Raw genomic sequence first — 18181 nt, forward strand, 5'->3', positions numbered from 1 at the left:
GCTCCGAGCGTTTTGTTGCACTGCGCAATATTCGCTTCCTGCCATCAATAGCGCAGGAAGTCTTCACTGAGGAGCAGTACGCGCAGGCGGCCCGGGTCTGCCGGCACACTGCGCGCCGCGGCCGCCATTGCCGCGGCCGAGGGCGTCGGCGCTTCCATCAGCACCGGTCCCGGCTGGGCCACACTCCCCTGCGCTGCCTCGCCCGGAAGACGGGCGCGCAGCGGCGGCGCCGAGGACGCTTGGCGCTCCGCCCGCGGCGGCGCCATTGCCAGCGCCAGCCGGCCAGCCGCCAGCCGCTCCACGAAATCAGCAGCGGCGGCCGGCGACAGCGGACCGCGCAGCCATTGCGCCAGCGGCGCCACGTTTTCCACCGCCACGCCCGAGGCCCGTAGCGCCGAGACGACGAAGCGGAAGCCATCCTTGTGTTTGCTGTTCCACTGCGCCGGCGCCACGAATTCGCGGCTGCCGAACAGGGCACGCAGCACCAGGCGCTGGTCGCCCCCGGTGGACTTCCACACGCGCGCCAGCGACCGGTGCAGCCCGGCCGAGGGCGCGCGGACGAACTGGCGCAGCAACGCCCGCAATGCCTCGTCTTCGCTGCGGCCCGGCCGGCCCTGACCATGCATCGACTGCCGCAATGCCGCAAAACGGCCCAGCACGTGCGGGCGCAAGGCGGCAGGTCCGAGATTCGCGCCATTCGCGCCATTCGCAACATTCGCGACATTTGCAACTTCGGCGGCTGTCCCGTCCAGCCCTGCCGCGAACCAGCCCAGCCAGAAATTGGCCAGCACTTCCTCCAGCTGGCGCGGGCTGGCGATGGCGCGCAACAGGCGTGCTTCGCCCGCCGCCGCCGCCGGGTGCTCCAGCTCGCGCAGGCGCGCCGCCAGCCGCGGCGGCAAGGGTGGCGGCGCCAGCTGGCCGTCGACATAGGCCGCCGCGCCCAGCGCCCGCACCCGCGCCAGCTCGCCCGGGCGCGGGCCATATCCCAGCCGGTTCAGCAGGTGCAGGGCCAGGCCCTCGTCCATCGGACTGCCGGCCTGCGCCTGCGGGAGGCCGGCCACGGACACGACCGGCAAGGTCGACAAGACCAGGGATGCCAGCAGGGCGCGGCGCGATCGGAAGCTCGGGATCTGCATGGCCTTGTTATATACCCGCGCCGTGCACTGCGCCAGGCCATCTGGTAAATGTTTGTAAGTGCCCCGCATCTGCGAGGCGAGCGGCGGCCAGGCACGCGAATCGCGTACGTCCCATTGCGCTTTTGCTACACTTAACAGCTTGAACCGAAGCCTACCGAACGAAGCCTACCGAAGAATATGCCGACCATCCGCCGCCTTCCCCTGAATGTCCCGCTTCCCCTGGTCGCCGCCGCCGGCGCAACCCTGTGCTTTGCCCTCGCGCTGGCGGTGCCGCAGCGCGCCACCGCCAGGGACGAGAAGCCTGCCGCGCCGACCCCGGCCCTCACGGTGACCAGCGGCCAGCCATCCGCCACCACCCTGCCGCTGGGCCTGACCGCCAACGGCAGCGTCGCCGCCTGGCAGGAAGCGGTCATCGGCAGCGAATCGAACGGCCTGCGCCTGAGCGAAGTCCGGGTGAATGTGGGCGACGTGGTCAAGAAGGGTGAAACACTGGCGGTGTTCGCCAGCGACACGGTACGCGCCGACGTCGACCAGGCCAGGGCCGCGCTGCAGGAAGCGCAGGCCAACGCCAGCGCCGCCAAGGCCGACGCCGGCCGTGCGCGTGCCCTGCGCAGCTCCGGCGCGCTGAGCGAACAGCAGGTGACCCAGCTGCTCACCGGCGAGCGCACCGCGCAGGCGCGGGTGAACGCCGCCAAGGCCACGCTGGCCCAGCAGGAACTGCGCCTGCGCCATGCCACCGTGGTGGCACCGGACAGCGGCATCATCTCGGCGCGCAGCGCCACCGTCGGCGCCGTGGTGGGCGCCGGCACCGAACTGTTTCGCATGATCCGCCAGGGCCGCCTCGAATGGCGCGCCGAGGTCACCTCGAACGACCTGGGACGCATCAAGCCGGGCATGCGCGCGGCCGTGCAAGCCGCCAGCGGCTCGGAGATCGTCGGCAAGGTGCGCGCCGTGGCGCCGACCGTCGACCCGCAAACCCGCCTGGCGCTGGTGTACGTCGACCTGCCGCCCTCGCTGTCCGCCAATGCGCCGCTGAAGGCGGGCATGTTCGCCAGGGGCCGCTTCGACCTGGGCCAGACCCGCGCCCTGACCGTGCCGCAGCAGGCGGTGGTCGTGCGCGACGGCTTCAGCTATGTGTTCCGCCTCAAGCCCGACAGCCACGTGAGCCAGCTGAAGGTCAAGACCGGACGCCGCCTGGGCGAGCGCATCGAGATCGTCGACGGGCTGGCGGCCGACACCCCGATCGTGGTCGGCGGCGCCGGCTTCCTGAACGATGGGGATCTGGTGCGCAAGGTGGCCGCTCCGGCGGCGACGACCGCCGGCAAGGCAACGCCGACGGTCCTGGCGCGCTGAGCGGAGCAGAATCATGAATTTTTCCGCCTTATCGATCCGCAACCCGATCCCGGCGATCATGCTGTTCGTCCTGCTCACGCTGGCAGGGCTGCTGGCCTTCAAGGCCAACAAGGTCCAGGATTTCCCGGACATTGAACTGCCCATCGTGACCGTCGCCGCCACCCTGGAAGGCGCCGCGCCGGCCCAGCTGGAAACCGAGGTGGCGCGCAAGATCGAGGACTCGGTCGCCACCCTGCAGGGCGTCAAGAACATCTATACGACGGTGCTCGACGGCGTGGCCACGATTACCGTCGAGTTCATCCTCGAGAAGGACCTGTCCGAGGCGGTCAATGACGTGCGCGACGCCGTGGCGCGGGTGCGCGCCGACCTGCCGCCCGAGATGCGCGAGCCGAGCGTGACCAAGGCGGCCACCGCCGGGCGCGTGGTGGCCACCTTCACCGCCGAGCCGAGCAAGACGGCCGGCAGCGCCATGGATGCCCAGCAGCTGAGCTGGTTCGTCGACAACGACGTCGCCAAGCGCCTGCTGAGCGTGCCGGGCCTGGGCTCGGTCAAGCGTGTCGGCGGCGTCAGCCGCGAAGTCCAGGTGATCCTGGACGATGCGCGCATGGCGGCGCTGCAGGTATCGGCGCTGGACGTCTCGCGCCAGCTGCGCAACGTGCAGCGCGAAAGCCCGGGCGGCCGCGGCGACGTGAACGGCGCCGAGCAGTCGGTGCGCACCATCGCCACCGTGCAATCGGCCCAGGAACTGGCGCAACTGGACATCCCGCTGTCGGACGGGCGCCATGTGCGCCTCGGCCAGATCGCCACCGTCCTTGATACTGTCGCCGAACCGCGCGCGGTCGCCCTGCAGGATGGGCGCCGGGTGGTCGGCTTCGAAATCTTCCGCACCCGCGGCGCGGGCGAGGTCGAGGTCGCCGAGGGCGCGCGCGCCGCCGTGGCCGAGCTGCAGAAGGAGCACCCGAACGTCGTGCTGCGCGAAGTGATCGACAACTCGGCCCCGGTCGAGGAAAACTTCGACGCCTCGATGGAAATGCTGTACGAGGGCGCGGTGCTGGCGGTGCTGGTGGTGTGGTGGTTCCTGCGCGACTGGCGCGCCACCCTGGTGGCCGCGGCCGCGCTGCCGCTGTCGGTGATCCCGGCCTTCCTGGGCCAGTACCTGTTCGGCTACACGCTCAACATGGTGACCCTGCTGTCGCTGGCGCTGGTCATCGGCGTGCTGGTCGACGATGCGATCGTCGAAATCGAAAACATCTCGCGCCACCTACGCATGGGCAAGACCCCGATGCAGGCGGCGCTGGAAGCGGCCGACGAGATCGGGATGGCGGTGATCGCCACCACCTTCGCCCTGGTCGCCGTGTTCCTGCCGACCGCGTTCATGGGTGGCATCCCGGGCAAGTTCTTCAAGCAGTTCGGCTGGACCGCGGTGATCGCCATCCTCGCGTCGCTGATGGTGGCGCGCCTGCTCACGCCGATGATGGCGGCCTACCTCCTCAAGCCGTCCAGGCACCACGGCGAAGAGAAGGACGGCCGACTGATGCGCCGTTACATGACGGCGATGCAGTGGTGCCTGCGCCACCGCATGGTGACCGCGATCGTTTCCGCCCTGTTCTTCATCGGCTCGATCGCCCTGGTGCCGCTGCTGCCGACCGGCTTCGTGCCGCCGGCCGACCGCTCGCAGACCCTGATCACGGTCGAACTGCCGCCCGGCTCGACGCTCGCCGAGACCTACGCGGTGGCCGAGCAGGCGCGCCTGGCGGCGATGCAGGTGGCGGGCGTGAAAGGCATCTTCAGCTCGATCGGCGGCGGCTCCAGCGGCGATGCCTTCGCGCCCGGGGCGGCGGCCGAGGCGCGCCGGGCGGTGCTGACCGTGACCACGGCCGACCGCGACGAGCGCGACGTCGGCCTGTCGAGCATCGAACGCGCCCTGCGCGAAAAGATGTCGCTGATTCCGGGCGCGCGCTTCAACGTCGGCGCCAACGACACCGGCACCAAGATGCAGCTGGTGTTGCGCAGCGAAGATCCGGACGCCCTCACCGCCACCGCGCGCCAAGCCGAACGCGAGCTGCGCACGCTGCAGAACATCGGCAACGTCAGCTCCAGCGCGTCGCTGGTGCGCCCGGAGATCATCGTGCGTCCCGACTTCGCGCGCGCGGCCGACCTGGGCGTGACCGCCGCCGCCATCGGCGAAACGGTGCGCGTGGCCACCGCCGGCGACTACGACATCTCGCTGGCCAAGATGAACCTGGCCGAACGCCAGGTGCCGATCCGGGTCAAGCTGCCGGATGCGGTGCGCGCCGACCTCGATGCCCTGGGCCGCCTGACGGTGCCGGGCGCGCAAGGCCCGGTGATGCTGGCGAATGTCGCGACCATCACGATGGAAAGCGGCCCGGCCCAGATCGACCGCCTGAACCGCACCCGCAACGTCACGCTCGAGGTCGAGCTGCAGGGCCGCTCGCTGGGCGATGTCAACAAGGAGGCGCGCGCCCTGCCGGTGTTCCAGAAGCTGCCGCCCAGCGTGCAGATCGCGGAATTGGGCGACGCCCAGGAAATGCAGGCGCTGTTCGCCAGCTTCGGCGTGGCGATGCTGATCGGCGTGCTGTGCATCTATGGCGTGCTGGTGCTGCTGTTTAACGACTTCATGCAGCCGGTGACCATCCTGGCCGCGCTGCCGCTGTCGATCGGCGGCGCCTTCGTGGCCCTGCTCCTGACGCAGAGCGCACTGTCGATGCCGACCATGATCGGCCTGATCATGCTGATGGGGATCGTGACCAAGAACTCGATCCTGCTGGTGGACTACGCGATCCTGGCGCGCGAGGCCGGCATGAACCGCTTCGACGCCCTGGTCGACGCCTGCCACAAGCGCAGTCGCCCGATCGTGATGACCACCATCGCCATGGGCGCCGGCATGATGCCGCTGGCGCTCGGCCTGTCGGGCGACCCGAGCTTCCGCGCGCCGATGGCGATTGCCGTGATCGGCGGCCTGATCACCTCGACGCTGCTGAGCCTGTTGGTGGTGCCGGCGGTGTTCACCTATGTCGACGACTTCGAGCACTTCATGAAGCGCACGGGGCGCCGGCTGCGCGGCAAGCCGGTGCAGGCGCCGGTGAAGGAGCCGGCGTCGGATGCGGTGAAGTAGACCTGCCCAGGTTCGTAGGGTGGGCGGCTCGACCCGGCATGGCGGGCAGCCCACGGCGTGAACGCCGCCCGCGCGTTCAACCCAGGGCGGCACAGCAATGCGCCTCCCGCGCACCCTACGCAAGCTTCATGATGGCGTGCCGTATCCCGGCCGTGGGATTGTGAGCAATTTGGCGATGGCCGCCCGTGTATCCTTGCCGGTCATATCGACACCCCGGAAGTTCCGCGAACATGAATTCCCTCCTCAGGCAAGCCTGCGTGCTTGCCGCATGCCTGGCACTCTCCTTCCCTGCCGCTGCCGCTGACGCTCCCGTTGACAGCGAGATCCCCCTGCACGCCGATCGCTTCGTGCGTGCCCTGCAACAGCAGCGCTTCGACGCCGCCGCGGCCATGTTCGCGACTGGCGAACGAGATGCCCCGGCGGCGACCGCCGCACAGCTGAAGCGGACAGCGACGCGCATCGGCGGCTACGCGACGATGCGCAATGTGCTGTCGCTGCCGAGCGGGAGCACGCTCAAATACACGATTCCCTCGGGTGCTGCGCTCGCGCCACGGCCGCCCAGGTATCACCAGGTGGCGTACATGGCCACCGCGGCGGACGGCCAGCCGGTGTTCTACGTCCTGGCCCTTGGCGCAGGGGCGCCGGCGCCAGGCGTGCTGTGGTTCGAGGTCCATCTTCCGACACCCGACCCCGCCGCCAGGAAACGCGCCGAACAGGCCCTCGGCGACATCATGTAGGCAATAGCGGGAAAGAAGCGGGAAAGAAGCGGAAAAAAAGGCAAAAATAAACCCGGCCAGGCCGAAGCCTGCCGGGTTGCTGACTAAATGGCTAAGGCCGATCAGTCGCGGTAGTAGCGGTACTCTTTGCGCTCGGTGGTGTTCGAGCCGCCCAGCAGCTTGGCCAGCAGGAAGCCGACGCCGGCTGCGACCAGCAGGGCCGTGCCCGGGTTGGTCTTCACGTACTCGGTGCTCTTGACCGAGTAGTTCTGGTAGGTCTCGCCCAGTTGGCCCTTGCGCTGGCCCAGGCTTTCCGATGCGCCGCTCAGCATGCCGCTCAGGCGGTCGACGCCGGCGTGTGCGGTGTTGACCAGGCGGTCGACCAGCGGTTGCGCACCTTGTGCGAGCTGGTCGATTTTTTCATGTGCCTTGTCCGGCGACATGTTGGCCATGGCGCCCTTGATGCCGCCCTGCGACTGCGACTGGTCGCCGCCCGAGGACGACGAACCCGAGGACTGTGCACTGGCGCCACCCATGCTGCCGCTGCTGCTGGCGGTGGTGCCGAGGCTGCTGCCCGTGGTGCTGCCGCTGGTGCCCAGCGCGCTGTTGCCGCCGGTCGAGCTGCCCAGGCTGCCGCTGCTGCCGGCTGCGCTCGAACCCGTCGAGCCGCTCTGCAGGCTGCCGGTGCTGGAGCTGGTGCCCAGGTTGCCCGAGCTCTGCGAACCGCTTTGCAGGCTGCCTGCGTTGCTGGTGCCGCCGATGGAGCCGCTGCTGCCGCTGGTGGCAGGCTTGGCGCTGCTTGGCGAGGCGTTGGTGCTGCCGAGGCTGCCCGACGAACCGCTCTGGCTGCTGCTCGATGCGCTGCTGCCCTGGTTCAGACCGGAATTCTGGCTTTTACCAATGCTCGAACCTGCAACCTCGCGGCTTGCGTCGCTGCCTTTTCCCTCGGTAGATTTCTGATTATCCATGATGTATCCCTCGTAAAAATGTAGACCAACGCGATTAGACCGATACCCGACTCTCACCACATTTTTCCTCGATTCCGCCCCAAACGGAGCGAGGGACGAGGATTGCCTGCGCTATCTCAAGGTCGAACTTTATTTCTTGCTCAAGGTCACATTCCTGTCGGCGAGACCCAGAGCCAGCACAAAGTTCCACCGTTAGCGCAGACGCGATCGTCGTCGCTTCGTGGGCGGTCGCCTGTGGCGGTCCGAAAGTGCGCGCAGTATCGGACACTGCGTCGCGATACAAAAAATACAATATCCGGGCACCTGGGACCGTGCGTTGCCTAACAGAGCTGTGCCATCCATCTTTTGCAAGCCGACACCGTGCTCGCTTCACCGACCCGCGTCATGGTGTGGATCGTCATGCCCGCTCACCGGCGAGCCGTGGCTCCGGAGGACGCCATGCTTGTACGAGCCGGCCGTGAAAGCGCCCCGATGCCTTGGTTGACAGAAGGACCAAGCTGCCTCAAAATTTTCAGAATGCACATCCTCCGCACATCGCTGACCCTGACCCGCCTCGTCCTGGCGTGGTTCATGCTCACGTTCGGTGTCGCGGTGGCGGCGCCAGTGATCGCGCCACAGACGCTGGTGCTGCTTTGCTCCCACGAGGGCAGCAAAGCCGTCGTGCTGGATGCGGATGGCAAACTTGTCGCTGCAAAGGCGCCGAGTATCGATTGCCCGCTCTGTCTGCCGGCGACCGCACCGCCGCCGGCCTCCACCATCCACCTGCCCGCTCCGACCCATGCGGTCGCGCGCCCTGATGGCGTCATGGCGGCGCATATCTCGGCGCTGATCGGCGCGCCCCTGCCCGCCCGCGGGCCACCGCCCCACGCTTGAGCTTCTCCCAGGCGAAGCTTTCCGTCCTGCGCTGGAACCGCCCCCTTGCCTGTTGGTAGAGGGTTGCCGGCCGCGCGATTAAAAGTTTCTCCTGCGCATCGCCTCGATGTTCCAGGCCGCGTGCATGCACGCACCTGGTTACGAGGCGCCCGCATCTCGACCGGATAATTCATATGCAATGTTTCTTCCCGGGCCGCCAGCTTGTACTGGCCGGCCTGCTCGTGCGCACGCTCATGCCAGGCGCGTGCGAGCGTCTTCGGCTTCACACCATGCCCGCCCGTCGGTCCGACCGCACTGGCCACCCCGGGATGCTCCCGAACCGACCGGCCTTGGGCCAGGGCCTCCAATGAGGCCCGGATCGACGGGAAGACCGCCTCCCGCTCCCTCGGGCGCCGCGCCAGCCACATCGACCCTGTACCGCCGGGTCTGGCGCTGGCATTTCTATGCAGGACTGCTCTGCCTGCCCTTTATCTTCCTGCTGGCACTGACCGGCGCGGTCTACCTGTTCAACAAGCAGATCGACGATGTCGTCCACGCGGACCTGCTGCTGCGCCCGCCGCCGTCCGCCGCCGTGACGGCCGCGCTGCCGGCGGGGCGGCTGCTCGATCGGGCCCTGCGCGCCGAACCCGGCGTCGCCCGCGCCCTGTATTGGCCGGCGGATGCCCGCCATACGGTGCAGGTAGACGTGCAAACGCGGGATGGCGCCGTGCGCCAGGTGTTCCTCGACCCGGCCAGCGGCGCGGTGCTTGGAAGCCTGGTCGAGGCCGAGTGCCTGATGCCTCTTGTGAAGCGCATCCATTCGCTCACCGTCGCCGGCAAGGTCGGCAACGCGCTGGTCGAGATCGTCGCCGGCTGGGTCATCGTGCTGGTGCTGAGCGGGACCTGGCTGTGGTGGCCGCGCGGACGCAGCTCCGGCGTGTTGCGCATCCGCCCGCAGGCCAGCGGCCGGCTCTGGTGGCGTGACCTGCACGCCGTCACCGGCGCCTTGGCCGCCGTGGTGATCCTGTTCCTTGCCCTGACCGGCATGCCGTGGTCGCTGGTCTGGGGTTCCCAGGTCAACAGCTGGCTGACGGCAAATGGCCTTGGCACGCCGGTCGGCGTCTGGTTCGGCGCGCCGCGTTCGACCGTGCCGATGGGCACGCTAGGCGAGGTGCCCTGGAGCCTGGAGCGGCAGGCGATGCCGGCCTCGACGCCACCGGCGGATATCCACCGCGGTCACGCGGCCCATGACATGCCGGCGCATGCCGGCCCTCCCCGGCCGGGAACGATCGGCATCGACCGCGCGGCCGCGGCCTTTGCCGCCGCCGGGCTGCGGGACGCTTACCGGCTGGTGCTGCCGGGCGGCCCCGAGGGCGTCTACAGCGCGATTCGTTTGCGCAGCGCCGACGCGGGGCTGCGCGTCATCCACCTCGACCAGTACAGCGGCAAGCTGCTGCAGGACATCGGGCCGCGGGACGTGGGCGCAGTGGCCAGGATCACCGACTGGGGCATCGGCGTGCACCAGGGCCTCGAGTACGGACTGCCGAACCAGTTGCTGATGCTGGCCGGCTGCCTGGCCCTGATGCTGCTGTGCGTCAGCAGCGTGGCGATGTGGTGGAAGCGCCGGCCCGCCGGCCGCCTGGGAGCGCCGGCACGCAAGGATGGCGACCGCCTCGCCCTCGGCGTGATCGCCATCGCAGCCTGCCTGGGCCTGGTGTTCCCGCTGCTGGGCGCCTCGATGCTGGCGGCCGCCTTGTTCGACGCGGCCTGGAGCCGCTGGCGCGCGCCGCCCGCGTTACCACACGCATCCTGAATACGGCATCCAGACGATTCATTTATCCATACAACGAGTACATCATGAACAACGCACTTCGCCTCAGCCTCATCCCCGCGCTCCTCGGCCTGCATGTCGCGGCCTTCGCCCAGCAAGAACCCGACTCCTTGCCCGCGGTGGTGGTCACCGGCCAGGCGCCGGACCAATCGAAGAAGGAACTCGCGGCCGAGCAGGCGCGCACGCCCGGCGCCGTCACCGTACTGGAGCGCGACCAGCTTCTGCAGCGCAACGTCGCCAACACCGCGGACATGCTGCGTTTCGTCCCCGGCGTGTGGGCGGCCAGCAGCTCCGGCAGCGACGCCAGCTTCCTGTCGATCCGCGGCTCCAACCTGGACGCGGTAGACTACGACAACAGCGGCGTCAAGCTGATGCAGGACGGGCTGCCGGTGACGGCCGCCGACGGCAACAACCACAACCGCTTCGTCGATCCGCTCGGCGCCAGCCACATCGTGGTCGCGCGCGGCGCCAATGCGCTGGCCTATGGCGCCAGCACCCTGGGCGGCGCCATCGATTACATCTCGCGCACCGGCCTCGATTCGCCCGCGTTCGAGCTGTTCCTCAACGGCGGCAGCCACGGCCAGCGCCAGGGGCGCGTCACGGCGGCCGGCGCTTCCGGCGAGTTCGACGGCCTGCTGTCGCTCGAAGCCAAGGAGCGCGACGGCTATCGCGCGCATAACCGCCAGCAGCGCCGCGCGCTCAACGCCAATGCCGGCTGGAAGCTGAGCGGCACCGTGCGCACGCGCCCTACCTCGACTACGTCAGGAACGACGAAGAACTGCCCGGTGTCCTCACCCGCGAACAGTGGCGGCGCAATCCGCGCCAGGCGCAAGCGGCGGCCGCGGCCGGCCACTACCAGTGGAACGTCGACACCGCGCGCCTCGCCAACAAGACCACCTGGGACATCGATGCCGCCAGCCGCCTGAGCGTCGGCTTCTCGTACGAGACCCAGCAGCTCTACCACCCGATCGTGCAAAGCCCCTTCTTCAGCCTCCTGATCGACACCGAGCAGCGCAATTCCGGCCTCTCGCTGCGCTACCAGCTGCGGCGCGGCGCGCACGAGCTGCTGGCGGGCCTGAATCATGGTCGTACCGAGGTCGAGGGCGGCAACTACGGCAACGACGGCGGACGCCGCACCGCGCTGGCCACGCGCGTGGACAATGACGCCCGCGCCACCGAAGCCTTCCTGATGGACCGCTGGCAGTTCGCGCCGCGCTGGAGCGCGGTCTACGGCGCGCAGGCCGTCTCCGCGCGCCGGGAAATCCGCAACCTGGCGGTCGCCACCGGCGCGCTGCGCAATCCGAAGGCCAGCTTCGACAGCATCAATCCACGCGCCGGCCTGATTTACCAGCTGGCGCCGGAGACCCAGCTGTTCGCCAACCTCAGCCGCCTGTACGAGGCGCCGACGACTTACCAGATGGACGACCAGGAGAGCGGCAACGACCAGACCCTGGACGCGATGAAGGGCACCTCCCTCGAGATCGGCTCGCGCGGCCGGCAGGCGATCGGGCGCGGCCACTGGCACTGGGAGGCGGCGCTCTACTACGCCCGCATCCGCGACGAGATCCTGTCGGTGGACGACCCGGGCGCGCCCGGCACCGCCCTGTCCTCGAACATCGACAAGACCATCCACGCCGGCCTCGAGGCGCTGGTCGGCGCCAGCTTCCCGCTGGACCAGGCCGGCGCGCACCGGATCGAGCCGCTGCTCAACCTGACCTTGAACCGCTTCTCATTCGACGGCGACAAGCGCTGGGGCGACAATCGCCTGCCGGCGGCGCCGCGTTACGCCCTGCGCGCCGAGGCGCTGTACCGCAACGCCAATGGCGCTTTCGCCGGCCCGACCATCGACCTGGTCGGCAAGCGTTACGCCGACTTCGCCAACCGCTACGACATCGCCTCCCATACCCTGTGGGGGCTGCGCGCCGGCTACGCGACGCGCAACTGGGAAGTCTATGCGGAGCTGCGCAATGCCGGCGACAAGGACTTCATCGCGCGCCACAGCGTTACCTCGACTTCGGCACCTGGCGCCGCCATCCTCTCGCCGGGCGAGCCGCGCTCGATGTACTTTGGTGCCCGTATGCGCTATTAGCAGCATGCATCAAGTGGATTTTTCGCCACGCCTGTCCCCCGTCATGCGGGGGCGGGTGTGCACGACGCAGCTGCAACCGGCGCCGATGTCGACATGCCGCGGCCACGCGCACGCTCCCCGACCGCGAACACGAAAAAAAAGGCTTACATGCCGAAACATGTAAACCTTTGATCTTGCTACTGAATTCTTGGTGCCGCTGACCGGAATCGAACTGGTGACCTTCGCATTACGAATGCGCTGCTCTACCGACTGAGCTACAGCGGCTCTACGCGGGCAAACCCGACGAAGAGCCGTATTCTAGCAAACAACGTCGACAAGGTGCTAGTCCGACTCGGCACTCAGCCATAAATTACAAAAAAAATCACGCCGCGTGGTAGCTGGTCACCAGTTCGACCTCGCTCTTCGAGCCCAGGAACACCGGCACGCGCTGGTGCAGCTTGGTCGGCTGGATGTCCATGATGCGCCCACGGCCATCGGTGGCGGCGCCGCCGGCCTGCTCGACGATCATGGCCATCGGATTGGCTTCGTACATCAGGCGCAGCTTGCCCGGCGAGCCCGGATCGCGCATGTCGGCCGGGTACATGAAGATGCCGCCGCGGTTCAGGATACGGTGCACATCGGCCACCATCGAGGCGATCCAGCGCATGTTGAAGTCCTTGCCGCGCGGGCCGGTGCTGCCCGCCAGTATTTCGTCGACATAGCGCTGCACCGGCGGATGCCAGTGACGCTTGTTCGACATGTTGATCGCGAATTCCTGGGTAGCCTCCGGGATCTGCATGTCGCTCTGGGTCAGCACCCACGAACCCATTTCGCGGTCGAGGGTGAAGCAATGCACGCCGTTGCCGGTGGTAAGGACCAGCATGGTCTGCGGGCCGTAGACGGCATAGCCGGCCGCCACCTGCTGGGTGCCCGGCTGCAGGAAGTCCTGCTCGGTCGGATCCTTCATGCCCTCCGGCGCCTTCAGCACCGAGAAGATGGTGCCGATCGAGACGTTGACATCGATGTTGGACGAGCCGTCGAGCGGGTCGTACATCAGCAGGAACTCGCCCTTCGGATAGCGGCTCGGGATCTGGCGGATGGTTTCCATCTCTTCCGAGGCCATCGCCGCCAGGTGGCCGCCCCATTCGTTCGCTTCCAGCAGGATCTCGTTCGAAATCACGTCGAGCTTCTTCTGGACTTCGCCCTGGATGTTTTCGGTATCGGCGCTGCCCAGCACTTCGCCGAGCGCCCCCTTGCTGACCGAATAGCTGATGCGCTTGCAGGCGCGCGCCACGACCTCGATCAGGAGGCGCAGTTCGGCATTGATGGTCTGGTGGAGACGCTGTTCCTCGACCAGGTACTGCGTAAGACTGACGCGTTTCATGAACTTCCTTTGGTTTGGGTTTGAATTTATTCGCAGGGTGGGCGGCTTGTCCGCCCACACGTTCGAACCGTGTGTGAAAACACACGCCGCATCCATTCATGCGGGAGCTGAACGCGCGGGCGGGAGACCCGCCCACCCTACCGTATTAGTTGGCGAGGGCCTTGGTCACGATCTCGCGCACGTCGTTCGACAGCCGCTGCTGCCCCGCCACCTGCTGCAGCGCGGTCTTCATGTGCTGCTGCAGTTCCGGCGTGTAGCGGCGCCAGCGGTCCATGGCGCGCGCCAGGCGGGCCGCGACCTGCGGGTTGAGGGCGTCGAGCAGGGTCACGTGCTCGGCCCAGAACAGGTAGCCGCTGCCGTTCGGCGCATGGAACTCGACCGGGTTGTTCATGCAGTAGTTGGCGATCAGGCTGCGCGCCCGGTTCGGGTTGCGCAGGTTGAAGGCCGGGTGGCGCATCAGCTCGCGGATCTTGGCGATGTCGGTGGTCGGCGCCGAGGCCTGCATCGCGAACCACTTGTCGACCACCAGCGCTTCGCCCTGGAACTCGTCGTAGAAGCGGGCCAGCTCGGCTTCGGCCTCGGGTGCCCGGGCGTGGATCAGGGCGCTCAGGCTTGCTGCGCGGTCGGTCATGTTGTCGGCTTCCTGGCACTGGCGCAGCGCCAGCGCGATGGTCTCGGCGTCCGGGGCCGCGTTCAGGTAGGACAGCGCCAGGTTCTTGAGGGCGCGACGGCCGCTTGACGCGGCGTCCGGGCTGTACGGGCCCGGGGTCCGGTTGGCCTCGTACTGGGCCAGCAGCTCATCGCGCAGGCGCGCTCCGATGTTGGCGCGCATGAACTGGCGCGCCATGTGCACGGCCAGCGGATCGACGGTGTCGAGCTGTTCGGCGATCATGGTTTCGGACGGCAGCAGCAGGGCCTGCTCGCGGAAGGCCGGGTCGAGCGATGCATCGACCAGCATGCGCCGCATCGCCTCGATGAAGGTGTCGTCCAGGCTCAGCCGGTTGGACGACGGCGCCTCGCCGGTCAGCTTGAGCAGGCGGCCCATTGCCAGGCGCTGCCCCGCTTCCCAGCGGTTGACCGGGTCGCTGTCGTGCTTGAACAGGTGCAGCAAGTCGCTGTCGCTATAGCCGTGCCGCAAGATCACGGGCGCCGAGAAGTCGCGCAGGACGGACGGCACCGGCTGCTCCGTCACATTGCTGAAGACGAAGGTCTGCTGGTCTTCCTTCAGCTCGAGCACGGCGGTGCTGCCCATGTCCTTGCCGTCCACGGTCAGCGGCATGTCGCGGCCCTCGCAGTCGAGCAGGCCGACCGCCACCGGGATGTGGAAGGGGCGCTTCTGCGGCTGGCCCGGGGTCGGCGGGCAGGACTGGAACAGGGTCAGCGCATAGGTCTGGGCCGCCTCGTCGTAGCGGGTCTCGAAACGCAGTTCCGGGGTGCCGGCCTGGTCGTACCAGCGCTCGAACTGGCGCAGGTCGCGGCCATTGGCGTCGGCCATCGCCAGGCGGAAGTCGTCGCAGGTGACGGCCTGGCCGTCGTGGCGCTCGAAGTACAGGTCCATGCCCTTGCGGAAGCCGTCGCGCCCCAGCAGGGTCTGGTACATGCGCACCACTTCGGCGCCCTTTTCGTACACCGTGACGGTATAGAAATTATTGATCTCCACGAAGGAGTCCGGGCGCACCGGGTGCGCCATCGGGCCGGCATCTTCGGGGAACTGGGCCTGGCGCAGGGTGCGTACCTGGTCGATGCGGGTGACGGCGCGGCCGCTGTCGGTGCCGATCATGTCGGCGGTGAATTCCTGGTCGCGGAACACCGTCAGGCCTTCCTTGAGCGACAGCTGGAACCAGTCGCGGCAGGTGACGCGGTTGCCGGTCCAGTTGTGGAAGTACTCGTGCGCCACCACCGCCTCGATGCCCTGGAAGTCGATGTCGGTCGCCACCCGCGGATTGGCCAGCACGAACTTGGTGTTGAAGATGTTCAGGCCCTTGTTTTCCATCGCGCCCATGTTGAAGTCGCTAGTCGCGACGATCATGAAGCGGTCGAGGTCGAGTTCCAGGCCGTAGCGTTCCTCGTCCCAGCGGATGCTGTGCTTGAGCGACTGCATGGCGTAGTCGGTCTTGTCGAGGTTGCCCTCTTCCACCCATACCTGCAGCAGCGCGTCGCGGCCGTCCGCCAGGCGGAAGCGCTCTTCCTGGCAGACCAAGCGCGCGGCGACCAGCGCGAACAGGTAGGACGGCTTCTTGAACGGATCTTCCCACTTGGCGTAGTGGCGGCCGTCACCCAGGTCGCCCTCTTCCAGCAGATTGCCGTTGGACAACAGCACCGGATAGCGCTCCTTGTCGGCACGCAGCATCACGGTGTATTTCGCCATCACATCCGGACGGTCCGGGAAATAAGTGATGCGGCGGAAGCCCTCGGCTTCGCACTGCGTGAAGAAGTTGCCGTTCGAAGTGTACAGGCCGCTCAGCGTCGTATTCTGCTCCGGCACGCAGACGGTCTCGATCTCGAGCGTGGCTTCTTCCGGCGCATTCGGGATGGTAAGGACATTGTTGCCGATGATATATTCGCCACTCTGCAGTGTGCGGCCGTTCATGCGCAGCGCCACCAGCTCGATGTCCTCGCCGTGCAGCTCGATCGTGCGCTGGTGGGGGCAATCCTGGTTGCGCCGCACCGTCATGCGGTTGGCCACGACCGTGCGGGCGGGATCGAGGTCGAAGCCGAGTTCCACGGTATCCACCACATAGCTCGGGGGGGTGTAGTCACTCCGGTAAATCGTCTGGGGCGTATCGGTGCGCATAGGGAGTCCGAAAAGACAGTGGGTTGAAGTGTTTATTTTACCAACAAGATTTTCCGGTGCCTGCTACGTTTCCGTATGTATCAGAATGTGGAAGCAGTAAGCACGTGTAAATAATTTTCGCAAGTTTATGAACAGGCAGTAATGTAAACGATCGGAAAAGTACGTCCAGACCAGGGAGAAAGCAATGAAACGCCTGATGATCGCCGCCGGAGCGGTGTTCGCAATGCTGCTGACGGGATGCGCCACCACGATCCGCAGCGATGTCACCACCTTCCACCAGTGGCCGGCGCAGATCGAGGACAAGAGCTACGTGTTCGAAGCGCCGCCGGCGCACGACGACACGCTGGAATACCGCGCCTACCAGGACCTGGTGCGCGGCCAGCTGGCGCGCCTGGGCTTTCGCGATGCCGGGGGCGGCAAGCCTGCCCTGACGGTATCGATGCGCTTTACCACCACCGACGTGCCGGTGCGCGTGATCGAGCCGATCTCGCCGTTCTACCAGCCGATGTGGGGCCCGATGGCGCCGCGCTTCGCCTACCGCGGTTTCCGCCGCCCGTACTGGGGCGGCTGGTACAGCCCGTTCTACGATCCGTTCTGGAGCCCGGCCTACCAGGTCTCGATCGAGCACCAGTACCGCCGCGAACTGCAGATCGGGATCAAGTCGGCGGCCGACGGCAAGCGCCTGTTCGAGGCGACCGTGCACAATACCAGCCGCCGGCTGTCGACCCCGGCCGTGATGCCGGCGCTGGTACAGAGCGCCTTCGAAGGCTTCCCGGGGCCGTCGGGCGTGGCGCGCAGGGTGGAGCTGAAGCAGCAGAACGGCTGATCTGTCCGCCCTAAGGCGTGAAGTACGCCTCCGAACCGAAGGTCAGCGCCACGATCACGGCCAGCGCCAGGGCCAGTACGATCAGCAGGCGCCCGAACTTCGGCGCGCCGTCGTCACCGTCGTCGTTCCTGGTGTCCCTCATGGCAGCAGCACCGTCGAGCCGGTGGTGCGGCGCCCTTCCAGCGCGCGGTGCGCCTCGGCGGCGTCCGCCAGCGCGAAGCGCTGCTTGACCTCGATCTTCAGCTGGCCGCTCTCCACCATGGCAAACAGGTCCGCCGCCATGGCTTCCAGCTCGGGACGGGTGCCGGCATACGCGAACAGCGTCGGCCGCGTGATGTACAAGGAGCCGCGCGCGGCCAGTTCGCTCAGCGAGAAGGGCGGCACCGCGCCGGAGGCGTTGCCGAAACTGACCATCAGGCCGCGCGGCTGCAGGCAGTCGAGCGAGCGGACGAAGGTGTCCTTGCCGACCGAGTCGTAGACCACCGGCACCCTGGCGCCGCCCGTGATCTCCAGCACCCGCTGCACCACGTCTTCCGTGTTGTAGTTGATGACATGGGCCGCGCCATGGGCGCGCGCCAGCGCCGCCTTTTCTTCCGACCCCACCGTGCCGATCAGGTGCACGCCCAGGGCTTTCGCCCACTGGCAGGCGATCAGGCCGACCCCGCCGGCCGCGGCGTGGAACAGGATGGTCTGGCCCGGCTGCAAGCGATAGGTCTGGCGGAACAGGTACTGCACCGTCAGGCCCTGCAGCATCATGGCGGCCCCCAGCTCGAACGAGATCGACTCCGGCAGCTGCACCAGTTGATCGGCCGGCATCACGCGTACCTGGCTGTAGGCGCCCAGCGGACCGCCGGCGTAGGCGACCCGGTCGCCCGGCGCCACGTGCGTCACGCCCTCGCCCACCGCCTCGACCACCCCGGCCCCTTCCTGGCCCAGTCCGGCAGGCAGCGCCATCTGGTACAGGCCGCTGCGGTAATAGGTATCGATGTAGTTCAGCCCGATGGCGTGGTGGCGTACGCGCGCCTCGCCCGGCCCCGGCTCGCCGACCTCGACGTCCACGAACTCGAGCACCTCGGGGCCGCCGAGGGCGGCAATACGGATGGCTCTGGTCTGCATC

At 67.7% G+C, this 18181-nt stretch carries 11 protein-coding genes, 1 tRNA gene and 1 pseudogene; 7 read left to right on the forward strand and 6 right to left on the reverse strand.

Going from position 1 to position 18181, the window contains the following annotated elements; all coding sequences use genetic code 11:
* Window positions 1-44 precede the first annotated feature (44 nt).
* On the reverse strand, window positions 45-1136 hold the full coding sequence (locus IM543_20035) for a DUF1800 family protein (GenBank protein QOY93801.1): 1092 nt from the start codon (window positions 1134-1136) through the stop codon (window positions 45-47).
* A gap of 177 nt (window positions 1137-1313) precedes the next feature.
* On the opposite strand from IM543_20035, the gene IM543_20040 reads away from it, so the two are divergent.
* The 3 genes from IM543_20040 to IM543_20050 all read left to right on the forward strand — a co-directional run bounded on the left by IM543_20040 (window position 1314) and on the right by IM543_20050 (window position 6362).
* Entirely contained in the window at window positions 1314-2489 is a 1176-nt protein-coding gene (locus IM543_20040; GenBank protein QOY93802.1) for an efflux RND transporter periplasmic adaptor subunit, read from the forward strand.
* Between the two features lie 13 nt (window positions 2490-2502).
* Window positions 2503-5625, forward strand: a complete 3123-nt coding sequence (locus IM543_20045) for an efflux RND transporter permease subunit (GenBank protein QOY93803.1) — start codon at window positions 2503-2505, stop codon at window positions 5623-5625.
* Window positions 5626-5855: 230 nt separating this feature from the next.
* Window positions 5856-6362 (forward strand): hypothetical protein, encoded by a 507-nt coding sequence (locus IM543_20050; GenBank protein QOY93804.1) that lies wholly within the window; start codon window positions 5856-5858, stop codon window positions 6360-6362.
* Window positions 6363-6463: 101 nt separating this feature from the next.
* Here IM543_20050 and IM543_20055 read toward each other — a convergent pair whose 3' ends face one another.
* The gene (locus IM543_20055) at window positions 6464-7309 is read right to left on the reverse strand and encodes a hypothetical protein (GenBank protein QOY93805.1); all 846 of its coding nucleotides are present in this window, start codon (window positions 7307-7309) and stop codon (window positions 6464-6466) included.
* Window positions 7310-7825: 516 nt separating this feature from the next.
* Between IM543_20055 and IM543_20060 the strand changes: the two genes are divergently transcribed.
* The 3 genes and pseudogenes from IM543_20060 to IM543_20070 all read left to right on the forward strand — a co-directional run bounded on the left by IM543_20060 (window position 7826) and on the right by IM543_20070 (window position 12081).
* The gene (locus IM543_20060) at window positions 7826-8182 is read left to right on the forward strand and encodes a DUF2946 domain-containing protein (GenBank protein QOY93806.1); all 357 of its coding nucleotides are present in this window, start codon (window positions 7826-7828) and stop codon (window positions 8180-8182) included.
* A gap of 346 nt (window positions 8183-8528) precedes the next feature.
* The gene (locus tag IM543_20065; GenBank protein ID QOY93807.1) at window positions 8529-9974 is read left to right on the forward strand and encodes a PepSY domain-containing protein; all 1446 of its coding nucleotides are present in this window, start codon (window positions 8529-8531) and stop codon (window positions 9972-9974) included.
* A gap of 44 nt (window positions 9975-10018) precedes the next feature.
* Window positions 10019-12081 (forward strand): annotated as a pseudogene (locus IM543_20070) (TonB-dependent receptor).
* 188 nt (window positions 12082-12269) lie between these two features.
* On the opposite strand, the gene IM543_20075 reads toward IM543_20070, so the two are convergent.
* The 3 genes from IM543_20075 to pepN form a co-directional block, all read right to left on the reverse strand.
* Window positions 12270-12345: transfer RNA gene (locus IM543_20075), tRNA-Thr, on the reverse strand.
* A 97-nt stretch (window positions 12346-12442) separates the two neighbouring features.
* Complete coding sequence (locus IM543_20080; protein ID QOY93808.1) at window positions 12443-13444, reverse strand: class 1 fructose-bisphosphatase; 1002 nt, start codon at window positions 13442-13444, stop codon at window positions 12443-12445.
* Between the two features lie 145 nt (window positions 13445-13589).
* Window positions 13590-16238 carry an aminopeptidase N gene (gene pepN, locus IM543_20085; GenBank protein QOY93809.1) on the reverse strand — a complete coding sequence of 883 codons (2649 nt, stop codon included), beginning with the start codon at window positions 16236-16238 and terminating at the stop codon, window positions 13590-13592.
* 184 nt (window positions 16239-16422) lie between these two features.
* Here pepN and IM543_20090 point away from each other — a divergent pair, with 184 nt between their 5' ends.
* Window positions 16423-17064 carry a DUF4136 domain-containing protein gene (locus IM543_20090; GenBank protein ID QOY93810.1) on the forward strand — a complete coding sequence of 214 codons (642 nt, stop codon included), beginning with the start codon at window positions 16423-16425 and terminating at the stop codon, window positions 17062-17064.
* A gap of 138 nt (window positions 17065-17202) precedes the next feature.
* Here IM543_20090 and IM543_20095 read toward each other — a convergent pair whose 3' ends face one another.
* Window positions 17203-18180, reverse strand: a complete 978-nt coding sequence (locus tag IM543_20095; protein ID QOY93811.1) for a quinone oxidoreductase — start codon at window positions 18178-18180, stop codon at window positions 17203-17205.
* Window position 18181: the final 1 nt, after the last annotated feature.

Source organism: Massilia sp. UMI-21 (assembly GCA_015277795.1).
GTDB lineage: Bacteria > Pseudomonadota > Gammaproteobacteria > Burkholderiales > Burkholderiaceae_D > Telluria.